General features: G+C 34.6%; 16 protein-coding genes. 11 read left to right on the forward strand and 5 right to left on the reverse strand.

Going from position 1 to position 18,537, the window contains the following annotated elements; translation table 11 throughout:
* The 6 genes from NZ698_RS00005 to NZ698_RS00030 form a co-directional block, all read left to right on the forward strand.
* On the forward strand, positions 1 to 664 hold a 664-nt coding region (locus NZ698_RS00005; protein WP_263000629.1), incomplete at its 5' end, for a phage baseplate assembly protein V.
* Between the two features lie 11 nt (positions 665 to 675).
* Positions 676 to 1,977 (forward strand): hypothetical protein, encoded by a 1,302-nt coding sequence (locus NZ698_RS00010; protein WP_263000631.1) that lies wholly within the window; start codon positions 676 to 678, stop codon positions 1,975 to 1,977.
* Positions 1,952 to 2,380, forward strand: a complete 429-nt coding sequence (locus tag NZ698_RS00015; RefSeq protein ID WP_263000633.1) for a hypothetical protein — start codon at positions 1,952 to 1,954, stop codon at positions 2,378 to 2,380. Before NZ698_RS00010 ends, NZ698_RS00015 begins: the two co-directional genes overlap by 26 nt.
* A gap of 49 nt (positions 2,381 to 2,429) precedes the next feature.
* Entirely contained in the window at positions 2,430 to 2,888 is a 459-nt protein-coding gene (locus tag NZ698_RS00020; protein WP_263000635.1) for a hypothetical protein, read from the forward strand.
* Positions 2,889 to 3,154: 266 nt separating this feature from the next.
* Positions 3,155 to 5,650, forward strand: coding sequence for an ATP-dependent Clp protease ATP-binding subunit (locus NZ698_RS00025; RefSeq protein WP_263000637.1), 2,496 nt, complete (start codon positions 3,155 to 3,157; stop codon positions 5,648 to 5,650).
* An 81-nt stretch (positions 5,651 to 5,731) separates the two neighbouring features.
* Positions 5,732 to 6,583, forward strand: coding sequence for a lytic transglycosylase domain-containing protein (locus NZ698_RS00030; RefSeq protein ID WP_263000639.1), 852 nt, complete (start codon positions 5,732 to 5,734; stop codon positions 6,581 to 6,583).
* Positions 6,584 to 6,656: 73 nt separating this feature from the next.
* On the opposite strand, the gene NZ698_RS00035 is transcribed toward NZ698_RS00030, so the two are convergent.
* Complete coding sequence (locus NZ698_RS00035; RefSeq protein WP_263000641.1) at positions 6,657 to 8,444, reverse strand: endonuclease; 1,788 nt, start codon at positions 8,442 to 8,444, stop codon at positions 6,657 to 6,659.
* 277 nt (positions 8,445 to 8,721) lie between these two features.
* On the opposite strand from NZ698_RS00035, the gene NZ698_RS00040 reads away from it, so the two are divergent.
* Positions 8,722 to 9,531 (forward strand): T9SS type A sorting domain-containing protein, encoded by an 810-nt coding sequence (locus tag NZ698_RS00040; RefSeq protein WP_263000643.1) that lies wholly within the window; start codon positions 8,722 to 8,724, stop codon positions 9,529 to 9,531.
* Between the two features lie 77 nt (positions 9,532 to 9,608).
* Here NZ698_RS00040 and NZ698_RS00045 read toward each other — a convergent pair whose 3' ends face one another.
* Both NZ698_RS00045 and NZ698_RS00050 read right to left on the reverse strand, forming a co-directional pair.
* The gene (locus tag NZ698_RS00045; RefSeq protein WP_263000645.1) at positions 9,609 to 10,136 is read right to left on the reverse strand and encodes a DUF4136 domain-containing protein; all 528 of its coding nucleotides are present in this window, start codon (positions 10,134 to 10,136) and stop codon (positions 9,609 to 9,611) included.
* A 1-nt stretch (position 10,137) separates the two neighbouring features.
* A complete protein-coding gene (locus NZ698_RS00050; protein WP_263000647.1) occupies positions 10,138 to 10,320 on the reverse strand; it encodes a C1orf53 family protein in 183 nt (60 codons plus the stop codon).
* A gap of 31 nt (positions 10,321 to 10,351) precedes the next feature.
* On the opposite strand from NZ698_RS00050, the gene NZ698_RS00055 reads away from it, so the two are divergent.
* The 4 genes from NZ698_RS00055 to hemL all read left to right on the forward strand — a co-directional run bounded on the left by NZ698_RS00055 (position 10,352) and on the right by hemL (position 14,237).
* Positions 10,352 to 10,681, forward strand: coding sequence for a hypothetical protein (locus tag NZ698_RS00055; protein ID WP_263000649.1), 330 nt, complete (start codon positions 10,352 to 10,354; stop codon positions 10,679 to 10,681).
* Positions 10,682 to 10,817: 136 nt separating this feature from the next.
* The gene (locus NZ698_RS00060; protein WP_263000651.1) at positions 10,818 to 11,726 is read left to right on the forward strand and encodes a 1-aminocyclopropane-1-carboxylate deaminase/D-cysteine desulfhydrase; all 909 of its coding nucleotides are present in this window, start codon (positions 10,818 to 10,820) and stop codon (positions 11,724 to 11,726) included.
* 80 nt (positions 11,727 to 11,806) lie between these two features.
* Positions 11,807 to 12,859 carry a glucosaminidase domain-containing protein gene (locus tag NZ698_RS00065; RefSeq protein WP_263000653.1) on the forward strand — a complete coding sequence of 351 codons (1,053 nt, stop codon included), beginning with the start codon at positions 11,807 to 11,809 and terminating at the stop codon, positions 12,857 to 12,859.
* 94 nt (positions 12,860 to 12,953) lie between these two features.
* Positions 12,954 to 14,237 (forward strand): glutamate-1-semialdehyde 2,1-aminomutase, encoded by a 1,284-nt coding sequence (gene hemL / locus NZ698_RS00070; RefSeq protein ID WP_263000655.1) that lies wholly within the window; start codon positions 12,954 to 12,956, stop codon positions 14,235 to 14,237.
* Positions 14,238 to 14,659: 422 nt separating this feature from the next.
* On the opposite strand, the gene NZ698_RS00075 is transcribed toward hemL, so the two are convergent.
* Both NZ698_RS00075 and NZ698_RS00080 read right to left on the reverse strand, forming a co-directional pair.
* On the reverse strand, positions 14,660 to 15,871 hold the full coding sequence (locus tag NZ698_RS00075) for a beta-helix domain-containing protein (protein ID WP_263000657.1): 1,212 nt from the start codon (positions 15,869 to 15,871) through the stop codon (positions 14,660 to 14,662).
* A gap of 31 nt (positions 15,872 to 15,902) precedes the next feature.
* Complete coding sequence (locus NZ698_RS00080) at positions 15,903 to 18,377, reverse strand: TonB-dependent receptor domain-containing protein (RefSeq protein ID WP_263000659.1); 2,475 nt, start codon at positions 18,375 to 18,377, stop codon at positions 15,903 to 15,905.
* Positions 18,378 to 18,537: the final 160 nt, after the last annotated feature.

Below are 18,537 nucleotides of genomic sequence, written 5' to 3' on the forward strand. Positions count from 1 at the left end.
AACCAACGATACGACTCACTTTATCAGAATGATGAGTCCGGATGCAGGAGGAACCGATCAGATCACGCAAAACCGTGGTTATGTGGCGATTCCTGAAGTAGGAGATCAGGTCATGGTGAATTTTGTGCACAATCATCCCGACCGTCCGTTTGTGATGGGCGGAATGTTCCATGGCGGAATCGGACTTGGTGGCGGAATGAGCAACCGTGTAAAATCGATTCAGACGAGAAGTGGTCACAGAGTAGTTTTCACGGAAGATGAAAGCATTATCATCACCGATAAATCCGGAAACGAAATTCATCTGGACACAAAAGGGAGCAATATCAATATCACCGCTCCTGAAACCATTACTATTACATGTAAAAACTTCAATATCAATGTCACCGAAAACATGAATACGACTGTTGGAATTAACAAAAGCAACAATGTCGGCATGAACATCACGGAAACCGCAGGAGCCAACATATGGCAAAATGCAAGCCTGAATTATAACCTGAACGCTACAAATATCATGAATATGGCTTCGGAAAACTTCACTTACGATGCCACGGATATTCATAAAAATGCTTCTGAGGGAATTGAAGTTGCTGCAGCAAAAGATTACATTCAGAACAGCGAACAGACGATTCACAATCTTTCTGGCGAGAAGGGTCATAACGCATAAGACTGAATGATATGGGAGTTGATCAAAAAGGTAAGATACAGATTTTCGCAAAGAACATCAGAGGTAATGCCAATGGCGGAATTCTGGAGGAGAGCAGGTTTACCAGAAATGTTGCAGGTGGAAGACAGGTGCAGAATGGTAAAGGGGGTGGGGTGAATCATGATGTGAATCAAAGCAGGACAATTGTTGAAGAAACGAGAGTCAAAAGTATAGAATGTCTTGATAAGTTAGATGAAGGATCCAAAAATGATGAATCGGGAACTAATCAGGAAGGAGTTTTATACGGTAAAGTATACAGATTTAAAGTCAAAGAATTTACAAATGGCGAACCAAAAAATCCAAATAGCATCCGTTGGGTTTTAAAATTCACTCATCCTAACACAGGAGTTGTAACTGAAAATATTCTGCAAAATAAAGATTGTAGAGGTGCTCAACTCAATTTAAATTTTTCTGCAGCGGATTGTTGTGGTAGTGACATGGAAGTTCGGGCATTTATAGAAAATGCTGATTCTGAAGGAAAACTTCCCGTATTTATGCACAATAGATTCAGATGGTTTGACAAAACAACTTATATAAAAGGTCTCACTGCAAGAAGAGATGACCCGTCAAAAATAGATCAACAGTCAACCTCTCTATGTGGAACAGCTGCACTTTTGTATTTTTTTGCACAGCAGTATAAAGCGGAATTCTTTGAGCATTATAAAGAATTTTTTAGAACAGGCACAGGAACAATTAATAATTTTAAGCTAGATCCAAATCCTGATCTGTTCGAAATGCAACCGATAGAAAGCAATACTGATTATCCGCATTACTCAAAATATTCAGATGGAAAACCCTGTGTACCGCATATTTTAATGCATATAACCGACTGGATTGTTTTAGCAGGAACCAGAAGTACAGATAATAAAAGCTACGAAGGTAAAAACGGTGAAAATTGGGATGCGATAAACTGGTGTGACTATATGGTGAGTGCCATTCGAAATCTTTATGGCGCAACCCAAGTGGAAGACAAAACGTCAATCATTACAGGATTTAATTATGCAGATACTCTTACTGAAATTCAAACTCTTTATAACGAAGGATGGCATATTGTTTTGATGATTGATTCTGATATGTTAGATGATTCCATAAGTTATTTAGGATGTATAACCAATTATCACTGGGTCAGCTATGAAGGAGATTTGGTTATTGATGAGAAAAATAACAAATATCAGTTTTCATATTTCTGCTGGCATCAGCTGTTTAAGAGCAAATCTTTCAGATCTATAGTTTTTAACACAAATTTTTATGGATATATTAAATTTAAAAAATAGTATTGCTACAATAAGTATGCTTCTGTTTCTACAATGTGATTCGGTAAAAGATCAGGACTATGTTTTGTCTGATGAATTTCCTCCAATTGTTATTATGAATGCGACCGATTCAGAAATAAAGCAAAGTATTTTGTATTTGAAAAGGAAGAATGCGACTGTTGATACTGGTCAATTTAGAATTTACTCAAAGAGTGAAAATAAAGTTGATGTTCAGATTGCTCTGAGTAAGAAAGACTCATTGTTTATTGACGATAAAATATTATTCAATTTAAAAGGTAAAGAATATGTCATCAGTGATTTTGAGAAAAATAAAATGAAATCTTCCGGTGATCCATATATCATCAGTTATAAAATAAATAAAATACCGTTTATTGAAAGGGAAGGGTTCATTGATATAAAGTAATATTTAAACTTTCATGAGTATTGGTTCAGAAATTTTTAAAATGATTTTAATGAATGTATTCAGTATTGATAAACATGTTTTAGCAGCAGTATTATTAGCAAACTGTTTCATAGGATGTGCAGAACAAAAGGAAGCGAAGCCGATTGTTTTGAATGACTTTGATTATTTATTTACGATGCAAAATAAAACAGACGCCGACATTACTAACAGTAAAATATTCTTCACACAAAAAGGAATCGAGATTGACAGCGGAAAATTTGTCATTTCTTCATCTCAGCCTTTAATGGCATCAATAAAGTTTTATGATGGTAAAAAGACAATCCATAAAGAAGATACGATTAAAATAAATATTGGAGTGTCACAATATTTCATTACAGAAATTGAAGATAAGCCGGTCAAAAGAAAGAAAGGTTTTTCCCCATTTTCATCTTCAAATCAACCTACAATTTTTACATTTAAGATTGATGGGAAATTATATAATGAATCTGAAACCCTGATCATAAAATAAATTATAATCTTTCAAAATATTAGTATTAAAAATCTCTCTGTTCTTCGCTGAGTGAAACGCCTTTGCGAACTAAAAAACATAGAATCACTAAAAAAATCTTCGCGACCTTTGCGTTAAAGATTTAAATAATACTTAAAAACTATCTCCCGTAATTATAAACTTAGTTATACAAATTAAGCCACATTTAATTTTAATGATTGACAAAAAAAACTTATTTTAGTTACACCAAAAATCAACATCACCACAAATATTAATATCAAAAATAAATGGGAGTATTAGTAACTAATGAAACCGTAAAGCAGCTTTTTCATATAGCGCAATCTATCGCCAGAGAAAATTACAACGCAACATACGACGGGCCGCATATTCTGCAGGCTTTGATGCATAAAGATATCGGACTCAACGAATTTTTAAAAAACATCGACAAAGATCCGGGATATTTCTACGAATGGGCAGATGTGAGAATTGAAGATTATCCCAAAACCTCACATCTTCCTAGTGAAGTCGGTGAAGGCGAATTTGTAGATCAGATTCTTGAAGAAGCTGATGATATCAGATTGAAACTGGGTTTAGACGAAATTACTCCGATCTGTATTTTAACGGCAATCGTAAAACCGCAGGTTGCATTTACTTTACAGCAACTCAAATCTCTTCCTCTCAGGGAACACGAAATATTTAATTTATACCGAAAAGATACGCCTTATAACTCATCTGAAAATAGTGAAATTTCTTCCCTTTTTTCTAATGGTTCATACTACTCTGATAATTCTTTTCCTTCCATCAAAAGTTATTGCATTGACAGAACTTCACAGGCAAGACAGGGAGCTTTAGAAAATATTATCGGTCGGGATAAGGAACTCAGAATGTTGGTCGAAATTCTTTGCCGGAGAACCAAACCGAATGTCATCATCATCGGTGAACCCGGAGTTGGAAAAACCGCTTTGGTAGAAGGTTTTGCAACAGAAATTATCAAAGGAAATGTTCCCGAAATGCTGAAAAATGCAACACTTCTGGAATTAGATACAGGAGCTTTATTAGCCGGAACTTCTTATAAAGGTGAAATCGAAGACCGTCTGAAAAAAGTAATTAATGAGTGCAAAAAGATTGAAAAAGCCATTCTTTTTATTGATGAAATTCATGCACTCTTAGATCCGAAAGGCAGTATCGGAAACATCGGAAATATCCTGAAACCTGAATTGGCAAGAGGCGAAATTACCGTTATCGGAGCTACAACTCAGGAAGAGTACAGAAAAATAATCGAGCCGGAACAGGCTTTCAACCGACGCTTTGAAGTTCTTACCGTCAACGAACCTGACGAACAAACCTGCGTAAAAATGATCGATGTTCTTTTGGATGGCTACAAAAAGCATCACACAATTGAAGTAGATAAATCTGCACTTCCGGAATGTGTGCGTTTGGCGAAGAGATATGCAAAAGGTAAAAAATTGCCAGACGCAGCCATTGATCTTCTAGATCGAACAATGGCTGCCATCAAAATGCTTGACGAACTTTCTGAAAAAGAGCTTCAGGATTGGAAAGAAAACTATGAAACCATTCTGAAAGAAGAATTTTTGGATGATAAAGATAAAGCCGACGAATTAATCTGGAATTACAATTTACTGAGAGATAAAATCAGTCCGATTTTGTGGGGATCTTTGAGAGAACAGCCACAGATTGATAACTCAATGCCGATCGAGCATCTTCAGAAAATGATTGAAGATACATTTACAGAATTGATAGAACATGCTTCTGTAAAAAGAGAAAAAGTTGGAAAACTTGAATTGGCGGCTGTAATGGCTGCAAAAACCAATATCCCGATCGGGAAACTTCAGGCACAGGAAAAAGAGAAATTGCTTAATATGGAATCTCTTTTATTGAATAGAGTTGTTGGTCAGGATCATGCATTAAAAGTGCTTTCAGACGCAATTGTTGAAAACAGAAGCGGATTAAACAAACCCGGACAACCAATCGGGTCATTTTTCCTTTTAGGACCCACAGGAACAGGGAAAACGGAACTCGCAAAATCAATGGCAGAATTGCTTTTTAACGATGAAAAAGCGATGGTTCGTTTTGATATGTCAGAATTTAAAGAAGAACATTCTGCCGCACTTTTATATGGTGCGCCTCCAGGATATGTTGGTTATGAAGAAGGTGGAATGTTGGTGAACAAAATCCGTCAGCAACCTTATACCGTAGTTTTATTTGATGAAATTGAAAAAGCACATCACTCAGTTTTTGACGTGTTTTTACAGATCATGGACGAAGGAAAAGTGCATGACAAACTAGGAAAGGAAGGAGATTTTAGCAATGCTTTGATTTTATTTACCTCAAATATAGGAAGCGAAGAAATTGTAAAACAATTTGAAGAAGGTAAGGTTCCTGAATCATCTTCTTTGATGCAGATTATGTCAAATTCAGGAAGATTCAGACCGGAGTTTTTGGCGAGAATTACAGAAATTATCCCTTTTGCACCGATTACAGAATCTATTGCGGAAAGAATTTTTAATATTCAATTAAAATCACTTCACAAATCACTTCACCGATTGGGAATGTCGCTTTCTATCACAGATGAAGCTGTGAAAAACTTGGCTTTAGGTGGATTCAGCAGCAAATATGGAGCAAGACAGATTTCCGGGGTGATCAGAGCTCAATTAGCCAGACCGATCTCAAAGATGATTGTGCGAGAAGAAGTGAAATCCGGACAAACTCTCAAGGTTGACTGGAACCAAACCGGTGATAAAATCGAATGGAAAGTTGAATAAATAAGAAATAAAATACGAGACCGAAATGCTTTAATTTTTAAGTATTTCGGTTTTAAAATGATCATGCACAAGATTTTTCAGATGAAAATTTTCACAAAAATAATATTGTCAACTTTGTTTTTATGCTGTTTTCAGATATTTCAGGCGCAGTTTCTTTCTGCTACAGATACTTCGGAAAGCAGCGTGAGAAGATATAAAACCATTATTAATTCAAATAAAGAAATCGTTCAGTTTATAGAGAATTCCCTTGCAAGCAAAGGTCTTCCGAAACATTTGAGAAATTTAGCTTTAATTGAATCTCATTTTGACCGAAATATCACTTCAAACGCAGGAGCAGTAGGAGTTTGGCAGTTTATGACCTCTCACGCAAATCAATATGGTTTGACCGAAGATCGCCGAAATGATTTGTACAGAAGCACAAAAGTTGCGGTAGTTTCATTGGGAAATCTCTATAAAAAGTACAATAATTGGGTAACTGTCGTTGCAGCGTACAACTGTGGAGAGGGAAATATAGCCAAAGCAATGCAGTCAGCCAATTCAACTCAGTATCATGTTTTTTCTAAATATTTGCCAACCGAAACCATCAATCATGTGAAGAAATATTTAAATGCTTGTTATGCAACAGGCGAACTGAACAGTGTTCTGACCAATTACAATTCTTCCAGAATGAAAAAAGTATTTGATTCGAGATCAGGAATGAAAGAAGGTTCTTCTTTATCTGAAACCGAAATCAATGCAGGTTTTAATCTAAAAATCATTGCTGAAGAATTAAAAGTAAATGTAAGTGAAATCCTATCATGGAATCCCGGAATCGAAGAAGAATTACAGACTAATGGCGAAAGTGTTTTTTATCTTCCGACAGATTTGATGCCCGATTTTCTTTTGAGAAAAAATATAATTCTTTCCCGTTCTATTAAAGAAGGAACGAAATAAGATTTTTAAGTTTAAAACAAAAAAAGACTTCTCCGATAAAGAGAAGTCTTTTTTTATTTAATTAAAATAGCTTTTATTTTACCAAAAATTTCAAACTTGTTTCGTTAAGTTTCAAAATATAAATTCCTTGTGGTAATTGATTAACTTTAATTGATTTTCCGTTTTTAAAAGGTTGATTGATGGTCTGCATCACTTTCCCTTGCAAATTATAAACTTCAGCTTTTTGAATGTTTTCAGTTTCTCCCTTCACGAAAATCTCATTATTTGAAATAGGATTTGGGTAAACCTGTAATTCTTGGACTTCATTGTTTTCTGATGAAGTAATGCTATGTCTTGCGCTTCCCGCTGAGCAAGTCCAGATGAGATTATCAATTGCCACTCTATTGCTCGATGAATTATTGACCAATGTCAAAACTACATTTCCTGAAATATTGATATTATTAATCGTTGTTGTAGTTGCAGTCGTGCTGTAAGGAATTGTTCCCACATTCACTCCATTTACAAGTACATTAAATGTTCCGCTGGTTCCGCTGAATTTCAATTGTGTAGTCACTGTTAAAGAACTAATTCCGTTAACAAAACTGCTAGATTTTAACGAACCATCTCTTACTGTAATTGCTTTGTTGGAAATGGTTTGATCACTTCTTGAGTCTGTTGCAGTCCATGTAATTCCTCCATTTGTCCATGTTTTTGTGGTGTAAGATGATGCGTTTGAAGTTGGAATAGTTTCAAATGTTTCATTCACACAATTCGTCGGAGGTGTCGTTCCTGCATTTGTAGTTCCCGAAATTGTTGCGCTGTTTGAAGAAGCATTTCCTGCCGCATCTTTAGCTTTTACATAAAAACTGTATGTTGTTGAAGGATTTAAACTTGTAATTGTAGTTGATGTTGAATTTACATTAGATTTCAAACTTCCGTTCATGTAAACATCGTAAGAAGTTACGGCAATATTATCTGTTGATGCGCTCCAAGTTAATGAAATACTGTTGCCTGTTTTTGAAGGTATTGAAAGATTGGTTACCGTAGTCGGAGCTTGTGTATCTTGTGTCGGAGTCTGTGATCCCCAAATTTGATTAACGTAGCTTGGATTGTCGATAAAAGGATTTCTGTTTCCCTGAAAAGTGTAAGAAGCGTTGTTTCTATTGATCTCAGCCTGCGAAACAGGATCTTGATTGTGCCACGTCAAAAGTACATTCAGTTCCCAAGTCTGTAATCCCGGAAAAGCTGAACTTCCAAGCATATTTCCTGATGAGAAAGAAGATAATTGATTTTGATAACGGGTTACAAAATAGAAAATCATTCTGGCTACATCACCTTTAAATTCATCGATCGGCTCAAAAACCGTTCCCGAAAAACCTGAAGAGGCTGAGCTTCCCAGTTTTGATCCGTTTTGAGAAGTGAAAGTTGTACTTCCAACTTTCCCGAAAGGATAATTTGATCGCATTCCGTTTACTTTTCCGTCAGTAGCTCTAATGAAATGAATATCATTTCTCATCGGAGATGCTTCATTAAATAAACTTTGAGGAACAATATGTTCCCGATTGTAGCAATTTCCTTCTGTAGAATATGTTCCACATTGATCATTCACAGGAGTGAAATTGTAAGGATCGCTTGAAGTTGGTCTTTCAGAATAAATATCTAAAATAGAACCGTCGTTCTCGTAATTTTTATCAATGTCTGTGGTTTTATAAGCAGTCCAAAGTCCGTTATAACCTTTGTCTTGATGTCCGTTGGTAATAATTGAACTGAGTGCAGTTTTCAATGGTGCTCCAGAAAGTCCGTTTGCAGAAGAATAATATCCTGACGGAGCTTGTGCGTTGGCGAGTTGCGCCAATATCACGAAAGATAATAGTTTTTTCATAATAATAGATTTGATGTAAGGTTATTACAATTTTAAGGATATAAAATTAAATGACCATTAAGTTTTACAAATATTAAATGAATTTTAATTAAGATTAAAAAATTGAATTTCAATGATTTGTTTAGAAGCAATATATTAGTAATTTATAAGAGTATTTTTTATTTTTAATTAAATAAAAATCAATTATTAAATAATTATTAATTGATAAATGTCATAAATATTTATAAAACAATAATGATAAAAAGATATATTTTTGTAATTATTATTTTTATTTAGAATGATTAAAAATTTATCTATTAAGCTTTTTGTAAGCTTATCAATCGCAGGTTGTATATCAACTTATGGTCAGTGTGCTCCGGTGAGCGAATTTTCGGAAAACTTTGATGCTTTGTTTTGCTGTAATATGGGAGTAGTTCCACCGTGTTGGGACAGCTATGTTACACAAGATGGTGGAAATCAGATAATCTCAAATACTGCTCCCGCATCAAGTCCCCGAAATGTTTATCAGATTGGCTATAATAAGGTATCAATCGTTATAATGCCTCCTCTTTCAAATATAAATGCAGGTACGCATCATTTCAAATTCAAGGCAAGAGTTAATCCTGGGTCAGCTCCGGGTTTCTTGGAATTTGGTTACATTACCGATGTAGCAAATATATCAACATTCGTTGTTTTGCAACCTATTATAATTTCTAATGGAACTTATAACAGTACATCTGAAAGAACTTTTGATGTACCAACAACTGTTCCTGCAAATGCAAGATTAGCAATAAGAAATCCAGGAGCAACTTTTGTAGGTCATTATTGGGATGACGCAATTTGGGAGCCTAAATCAAATTTGGGAACAGATGAAATCAAAATTGATAACGTTAAGATTTATCCGAATCCATTTAAAGATGCTATTAATATTTCAGGTGTAAAAAATGCTGAAGTTTTAAAAGTAACTGATGTTTCAGGGAGGGTAATAAAAACAATCGTAAAGCCTTCTTCGGAAATCAATTTAAGTGATTTGAAATCAGGAGTTTATTTTCTGACCATCCAATTGAAAGGTGAAAAAGTTCAAACATTTAAAGTGATTAAAGAGTAAATTTCTATAGTGGATATCTCTAAACAAAAAAAGTCAATACATTTCGTATTGACTTTTTATATTCAAATCTTTTAAGATTATTTTTTCATTCCCGGAGGATAGTTTGCCATAATTTCCGCAATAATCTGAGGAATTTGTTTTTGCTTAGCTTGAGGTCTGTCAACAGAAATTCCGCTTCCTATACCTTGCCAAACCAATTTGTTTGTTTTAAAATCAATCAAATCTACGATGATAGCACCTTCATTATAATTACTAGACCAAGTTCTGTTCATACCGATTCCCCATCCGAAACCGCCTCCCCATCCCCACATTCCGCCAGGATTGGATGTTGTGATATCAGTTACTTTTTTGTGATTGGCTTTTACATTAACGATTAAATCAGGATTTTCACCGGATTGAAGACCTTTTGACTGAAGTTGTTTCGAAAGTTCGTTCAAAACTCTGTCTTTATCAATGTCATTCAGCTTCAGATCGTCAATTCTTATTTTATATGTTTTATAAGAAGTGAAATTTGCAGTTTCTGCATAATCTGAGCGTACTTTAAATGGACTGCAAGAAGATAAACCTAAAGTTGCTGCCAGTAAAATAAAAATATATTTCTTCATTTTATTTATTTTTTTTATCGATTTTTATAAATGTATCTGTCTTTTTATCGTATCCGTAAGGACAGTGTTTGCAACCGCTTTTGCAGCAATATCCGCGTTTGAGATGGAATTTTTCTGTAAAAACTTTGTAACCCTGCTCATTATAGTAAAAGTCTTCATGCTCTTTGATGTCAAAATGCGCCATAAGTTAAATCAAAACTTTTATATTTGTTATCATGATAATTGTGTGCCAAAAGCTCCTCAAAAATACAAAAATAAATGGCATTACGCTTTATCCTTTTGTTTTCATCAAAAATCCTGAAGATAAGAAGAATAGAGTGCTCATCAACCATGAAAAAATCCATCTGAGACAGCAGTTGGAGCTGCTGATTATTTTCTTTTATCTGGCATATGTTGCAGAATATTATTATCATTTTTTCAGATTAAAAAATCCTCACAAAGCTTATCTCGCTATTTCGTTTGAAAGAGAAGCTTACGCAAATGAGCACGATCTGAATTATCTTAAAAAAAGAAAATTTTGGGGATTCTGGAAATACTTTAATTAAATAGAAATTAGAATATAATATAAAGCTTCAAAAATTCCGCTCCTTTGGAGGGGTGGCGAAAATTCATAGAATTTTTGACGGGGTGGTTTCAGAAGCAACATTAAATAACGCAAAAAAAATATCATTTAAAACAAAAATGCTATTACAAATTCCAACAGAACAAATTCCAATTCAGAAAATTGATATTGATAAAAGCGTAAGACTTTTCATCAAAAGAGAAGATTTCATCCATCCAGAAATTTCTGGGAACAAATATTGGAAACTGTTTTTTAATATTAATAATTATCTTGAAAGTCAACCCGAAAATCCTTTAATCATTACATTTGGCGGAGCTTATTCTAATCATATTTCAGCAGTTTCTGCATTAGGGAAATTATCAGAAATTCAAACTTTAGGAATTATACGAGGTGAAGAATTAGAAAATAAGTGGAGTGATAATCCGACATTAGTTTTCGCTAAACGAAACGGAATGAATCTGAAATTCGTTACCCGTGAAGAATACCGTCACAAAGAAAAACTGACCGAATTTTTACAGCAGGAATTTCCTGATGCGCTGATCATTCCCGAAGGCGGAACTAATGAAAATGCAGTTGAAGGCATTAAAATGATGCTGAATAACGATACAAAAGATTTTGATTATCTTTGCACAGCAGTTGGAACGGGAGGTACAATTGCTGGGATTTCAAGTTTTTGTGAAGAAAATCAGAAAGTTATAGGTTTTAGTGTTGTTAGTGATGATTCTTTGCAAGACTGGATTTCAGAATTAACCTCTAAAAGAAACTTTCATCTAACCGATGCAGCTTTTGGCGGTTACGGTAAAATAAATGATGATAACGTTCGTTTTATTAATGATTTTAAAACCAAATATGATATTCCTCTGGAACCGATTTATACGGGAAAAATGATGCAGAAGGTTTTTGAGATGATTGATGAAAATTATTTTCCTGATGGAAGTAAAATTCTGTGTTTTCATACAGGTGGATTGCAGGGAATTGAAGGAGCTAATTTGCTTTTGGAAAAACAAAATAGAGATTTAATCAGATAAATTTAAATATGAACTGGTCATTTAATTATTAATAAATAGTTTTATGAGTGTTCATTTAATAGTTCTTAAAAAATAGAAACATGAAAAGACTTTTCTTACTAATAAGCCTTTTAGTTTTATCAAAATTCTCAGCTCAAACATGGGCTACTGAAGATCAATACATCCAAAAATTTGCACAATATGCGGTTGAAGAAATGGAAAAATATAAAATTCCGGCTTCAATTACTCTTGCACAGGGACTTTTGGAAACCGGTGGTGGACAAAGTATATTGGCTCAGCAAGGTAAAAACCATTTCGGTATAAAATGTAAAGAAGACTGGACGGGGAAAACCATGAAGCATACCGACGACGCTCCCAATGAATGTTTCCGTGTGTATGATGACCCGAAACAATCGTATGAAGATCACTCGATTTTCTTAGCAACCCGAAAATATTACACCAATCTTTTCAATCTTGATATGAAAGATTACAAAGCTTGGGCGCATGGATTGAAAAAAGCGGGTTATGCAACAAATCCAAGATATGCATCAATTCTTATCGGTAAAATCGAAAGATATAAATTGTATGAATTTGATGAAGTAAATTCTAAAGAAGTTCTGTACGCAGTTCTGAAAAAATATCCTGATCTGAAAGATGACCGATCTTTCATGGCTCAACTGGAACCATCGAAAAAAGTAAAAAGCGAACCGGTAACCTTAAAAGTTCCTTACAAAGCGACTTCATATGCTCAACAGCAAAAAAGGGTAGAACGAATAAAATCAAAAGCAGAGGTTCTTAATTCTATTTTAATTAAAAGTCATCCAAACGGTGGTTTAAAATATATTGTGATTCCTGAAGATACAAACGTTCAGTTTATTGCTAATAAATTTAAAATCAGCGACAGCAAAATAACAAAGTGGAATGATCTTCAATCTGACGTTCTGAGAAAAGATGATATTGTATTTTTAGAATCAAAAAATTCTGAAGGAAATACACCAACTTACAAAGCAGAATTTGGTGAAGATATGCACGATATTGCCCAAAAATTCGGAGTAAAACTTAATAAATTGTACGCAAAAAACAGAATGGATGAAGGTCAGAAACCTTCTGTCGGACAATTGATTTATCTGATTGATAAAAAACCTAGAAACTAAAATTGGTTGCTGGTTTTTTAGTCGATGGTTGTTAGTTTTAATACTGATAATTATTTGCTATCAACCGACAACTGACAACGATCAACTTACTATAATGAAATACCAAAGAAGTTCAGCTTTATTTGAAGAAGCTTACAAATATATTCCGGGAGGAGTAAATTCTCCTGTCCGTGCTTTTAAATCTGTAGGCGGAGTTCCTGTTTTTATGAAATCTGCTAAAGGTGCATATCTTACCGATGCGGATGATAATATCTACATCGACTACATCAATTCGTGGGGACCTGCAATTTTGGGACATACCCATCCTGAAGTTTTAGAAGAACTGAAAATTCAGGCTGAGAAAGGTTTTTCTTTTGGAGCACCTACTGAACTGGAAACAGAAATCGCAAAATTTATCACGGAAAATGTTCCGAATATTGATCAGATCAGAATGGTTTCTTCGGGTACAGAAGCTTGTATGAGTGCTGTAAGATTGGCGAGAGGTTTTACCGGGAGAGATAAAATTGTAAAATTCGAAGGCTGTTATCACGGTCATTCAGATTCGTTTCTGATCAAAGCGGGAAGTGGTGCTGCAACGTTTGGAAACCCAAATTCTCCGGGAGTAACCGAAGGAACGGCAAAAGATACTTTGTTGGCAAGATATAATGATTTTGAGCAGGTTCAGGATTTGTTCAGACATAATCAGGGTGAAATTGCTGCTGTAATTATCGAGCCTGTTGCCGGAAATATGGGCTGCGTTTTACCTGAAAATAATTTCCTTCAAAATCTAAGAAAAATCTGTGACGAAAATGGAGCTTTATTGATTTTTGATGAAGTAATGACAGGTTTCAGATTGGCTTTTGGCGGAGCTCAGGAATTGTACAATGTAAAAGCAGATTTGGTAACCTACGGAAAAGTAATCGGTGGAGGTTTGCCAGTCGGTGCTTTCGCCGGACGAAACGAAATTATGGATCATCTTGCTCCAAAAGGTGCAGTTTACCAAGCCGGAACGTTAAGCGGAAATCCTTTGGCAATGAGAGCAGGTTTAAAAACTTTGCAGCTTATTAAAAACGCTGAAAATTTCTTTAATAATTTAAATAAAACCACAGAGACATTAGATTTTGAAATCGGAAAAATTTTAAATGAAAAAGGAATCGCTCATAAGATCAACAGAAAAGGTTCAATGATGTCAGTGTTTTTCCATATCAACAGAGTTTCAAATTTTGATGAGGCTCAACAGGCAAATCATTCTTTATTCAACAATTTCTTCCATCAGTTATTGAAAAGTGGAATCTATCTTCCACCAAGTGGTTACGAAACTTATTTTATCAGTGATGCCATCAAAGAAAAAGAGATTGATATGACTTTGGAAGCAGTGAGAAAATTTGAATATTCTTAAGCTTAATTAATATAAATTCTTGAAGGATGAAACGTAAAGTTTCATCCTTTTTTTATAAAAACTCATCTTATTTTTTGATTGACAAGGTTGGTTGATGATTTGTTTACATCATTGAGATTGTCATTTCGGTCTGAAGGCTTCTGTTTTGGAGTTTTACCCAAATCATTACGGTTATTTATCTAAACGTTTCGGTCTTTAACCAAATTTTTATGGTTCAGAACCTAAACCTTTGGGTTCCGGAACCCAAAATTTTACAGTCAATCACAGTATTGTTTGGGTTAAGAACCGTTTCATTTGGGTTGATAACCGCAAAGTTTTACTTTTTAACATCATTCCTGATAAAAGTGACCCCATATGAAAAATCCCTCAGGAAAATTTCCTGAGGGATTCAATTTAATATGAAGAAACTAATTACTTAAATTTTAGTTCATTGCGTCAGTAGTGTCATAAGAACTTACACCTGACCAACCTTTTGCCCAATCTGGTAAAGCAGTACCGCTTCCTGCTCCTAAAGCAGCAGTGTTTTCAGTAAATACTCCAGAGATATCAACAGCAGTTCCTGCAGTGTTTTTAGCTTTAGATTTAGTTGCAATGTTTACAAATTTCACATTTTTTATGTAAGAAGCACCTTGGAACCAAGCTAAAGTTCTGTCTGTTTCAAAATCTAATCCTGTAGAATAATTTGCTAAAACGATGTTATCAAATTTTCCGTTAGATCCAGCTCTTACTTTCAAACCTTGAGATTCTGAACCTCCTGCATTTCCTAAGAATGTTGCATTAGTGATTGTTGGGTTAGATGCACCGTTTCCGTTTGTAGTGTTTGCATCTGTATCCTGAGTATCAGCTTCAACACCTCTGTTTCCTGGCTCAGCAGCAGTTTGATATTGTTTTTTTCTAGCTGCATAGATATAGTTTGCAGTACCTTGCCAACCTTCAGTCCAGTCAACACTGTCGTCACCAACTCCTAATACCAATAAGTGATCTGCATTTACGTTTCCACCGAAGAATTCTACACCATCATCAGCACCATCTACAATCGATACATAAGATACGATCGTTTCGCTACCAACACCGAATAATGATAAACCGTTGAATTCTTTTTCAGGGTTATATTTGAATCCGCTATCTTTAATTACTACATATTTGATAGAACCAGAGTTATCTGTTTTGTTTGTTCCACCATAGATAAGTTCTCCTAATTCTGAAGTTGAAGTTCCTGAAGCACTTCTGTTTGAAGGAGCGTTTCCTAAGATTACAATACCTCCCCAATGTCCTTGTTTGTGAGTAGAACCTTCGAATACTACAGGGCTTGTTGCTGTACCATTCATAAAGATTTTACCTCCTCTCTCTACGATTAAGTAAGTAGCACCTTCTGAAGCTACTATTCTTGTTCCTGCAGGGATGATCAATGTAGCACCGTTTTCTACATTAAGTTTTCCTTTAAGGTTATATACTTTTGTAGGATCTAAAGTTACTGTAGTTCCTGCAGCAATTTTACCTTGAAAATTGTTTGGATCTACTGTAGATACGCTCTCTGTTGTTTCATCATCAGAACTACTACATGAGATTGCAGTTGATGAAAATGCTGCCATTAAAGAAAAGCATAAAGTAGCTTTTAAGATTGTCTTTTTCATAACTAATTTTTTAGATTTATATTTCTATTTTTTAAAATTTATAAGATAAGCTAAGTCCCACTTGGCGACCTTTTGTATAATCTTTGTGAGTGAAGGTTCCTGACTTGTTTTCCTGTTGTATTCTGAAATCAGGATTCAATAGGTTTTTAGCAGAAATTCCGATTCCTATTGTGTTTAAAGTAAAGTTTAAGTTAAGGTCAAGAATATCTCTTGCTTGCTCGTAGAAATTACCTCCGTTGTTAGTTCCGATTGAATAAAGGTTTTTCCCGACACGAGAATAAGAAACCACAAAATCTAAACTGTTTACGTTATTCCACTTATAGTTATATCCTAAGTTGGCATTTGCAATAAAGTCTGCCACACCCTGAATATCATCTTTTGTCTGACCGCTGAACTGTGCGATTTTTCCGTCGTTTTCTTTTGCTAATTCTGCTTCGCTTTTTAATTCTTGTTCAGAATGCATATACGTTCCGTTTAAGAATGTATAGATTTTTGAATTGCTCCAAGAATAAATATCTTTTCTGAATTCTACTTCACCTCCTGCAATGTAACCCCAGTTTGCGATGTTGAAATACGTCATATCACTTGGTGCAGCTGTAGAATACGTAGTTCTTGCAATAGGATTTTGTATGTATTTTCCAAATGCTGTAATTGAGATCAACTCACCAGATTTAGGGAAAAGCTCATATTTCAAATCAATATTGTAGTTATCTGAAGGATATAATGATGCGTTACCATAGTTGTTACTTGTTACATCATAATATGCAATAGGAATAATCTCTTTTGGTTGAGGTAAAGTATATGTTTTTGAGAAAGAGAATCTTAAATTCTGCTTATCATTAAGGCTGTATTTAGCATTGAATGCAGGTAAGAATTTGTTGTAAGTTTTGTTTTTCTTCTTTACTTCACCATTTGTCAGAACGTCTGTCCAGGCTGTTTGCATATCAATAAAATCGTAACGTGCACCCAACTGTATTACAAATTTATCTGAGAATGTAACATCTACATTAGCAAGTCCGGATTGTGTATTTTGCTTAATTGTATAATAGAATGGTGTGAAAAGTTTATCACTTGGCTGGAAAGTCTGGTAAGTAAACAAACTGTTGTTTCCGGGATTGATGAAACCATCGATGTTGTTAGGATCTACAGCAGTAATGAAATTAAAGTTCATACCAATCGTTGTATTATCGAATCTTCTGTCTTTGTAAGATCCGTCATATCCAACAGTAACTTTCACATTTTCAAAAGTCTTTGTAAGATTTGCGTGTCCTAAAACTGTATTGTCTTTTAATTCGTCAAAATATCTGTGATTATTAATTGCACTTCCTGCAAGTAAGTTTAGGTTTTGAGCATCAATTGTATTTTGAAGACGATCTGGTCTTTTGCTGTTTAGCATATTGTAGCCTACAGCCCAGTCTGCAGTCCAGGTATCTGCAAGTTTGTGAGTTCCGAATAATTGGTTGATCCAAGTATCAGTAAGTTTGTTATCACCTCTGTTGATGATTACATCTCTTGCAACATCATAAGAATATCCTTTGTAAATCTTCGCAGACTGAGAAGATGAATGGATGTAATTTGATGTGAAGTTAATTTTGTGGTTGTTGTTGATTTTATACGCTAAGTTGATTAGTCCGGTAGTATTGGTTTTATAAACCGAACGCTCAACATCTGTATAGTTTTTGTTTGGAGTTCCGTCTGCGAAAAAGAACCCTTCGCTACCTTTACTAAATTCATAGCTGTTTTCAAACCCTGCGTAAGCAAATACTGAAAGTTTTCCGAAGCTTATTCCACCTTCGATATTCATGTCAGTATTAAAAGGATTTTTAGCGTTGTTGAAATTCCATTTAGTAGTAAACGGATATGTTTGATAAGGATTTCCTTTGATATAAGTAGTTTCTTTAAATCCGAAGAAACCAGGACCACCATCCTGTAATTTGAAATCTTTCTTGTCGTATGTCTGTAAATTGATGCTGCTTCCTAATCCTATCTTAAAATAAGGCTTTCCGGAATGTTCTTTAGATACAATGTTTACATTTGCTCCTCCAAAATCACCAAGAAACTTCGGGTTGTAAACTTTGTCTAAAGAAATATATTCAACCATCGAAGTTTTAAATATTTCAAGATTGATATTTTTAAATTCAGGATCTTCAGACGGAATGGTCAAACCATTAAGAGTTGTACCATTATATCTATCACCTAAACCTCTCACAAATATCTGTCCGCTTCCTTCTTGTTTTTGTGTTCCTGTAGCTTTTGTTACTGCAGTTGCAGCGTCACCCACACCTTGCTTGGCCAACTGTACTGATCCGACTCTTTCAATAACTTCTACAGATTTTTTCTGCATATTGATAAGGTTGGCTTCAGTTCCTTTTTTTGTTGACCCTTTTATAATAACACCTTCAATCTTTTTTTCGTTCTTTACAGTGTCATTTTTCTCTTGAGCGTAAAATAAAGTTCCGGATGTTGTAAGGAACAAAACAGCGATACTCAGTTTTCTAAAATTCATTTCTTTTTTACTAATTACTTTCGGTGCAAAGGAATGAAACAAATGAGCTGCAAATGGTTTAGTTAATTTTAAATATTTCTTAACTAAACATTACGAAATACCCTTTAATATTAAGTTTATGTGAATGGAAACTAATTATCAATCATGTTGCTTAAATTTT

Source organism: Chryseobacterium edaphi (genome assembly GCF_025628985.1).
GTDB lineage: Bacteria > Bacteroidota > Bacteroidia > Flavobacteriales > Weeksellaceae > Chryseobacterium > Chryseobacterium edaphi.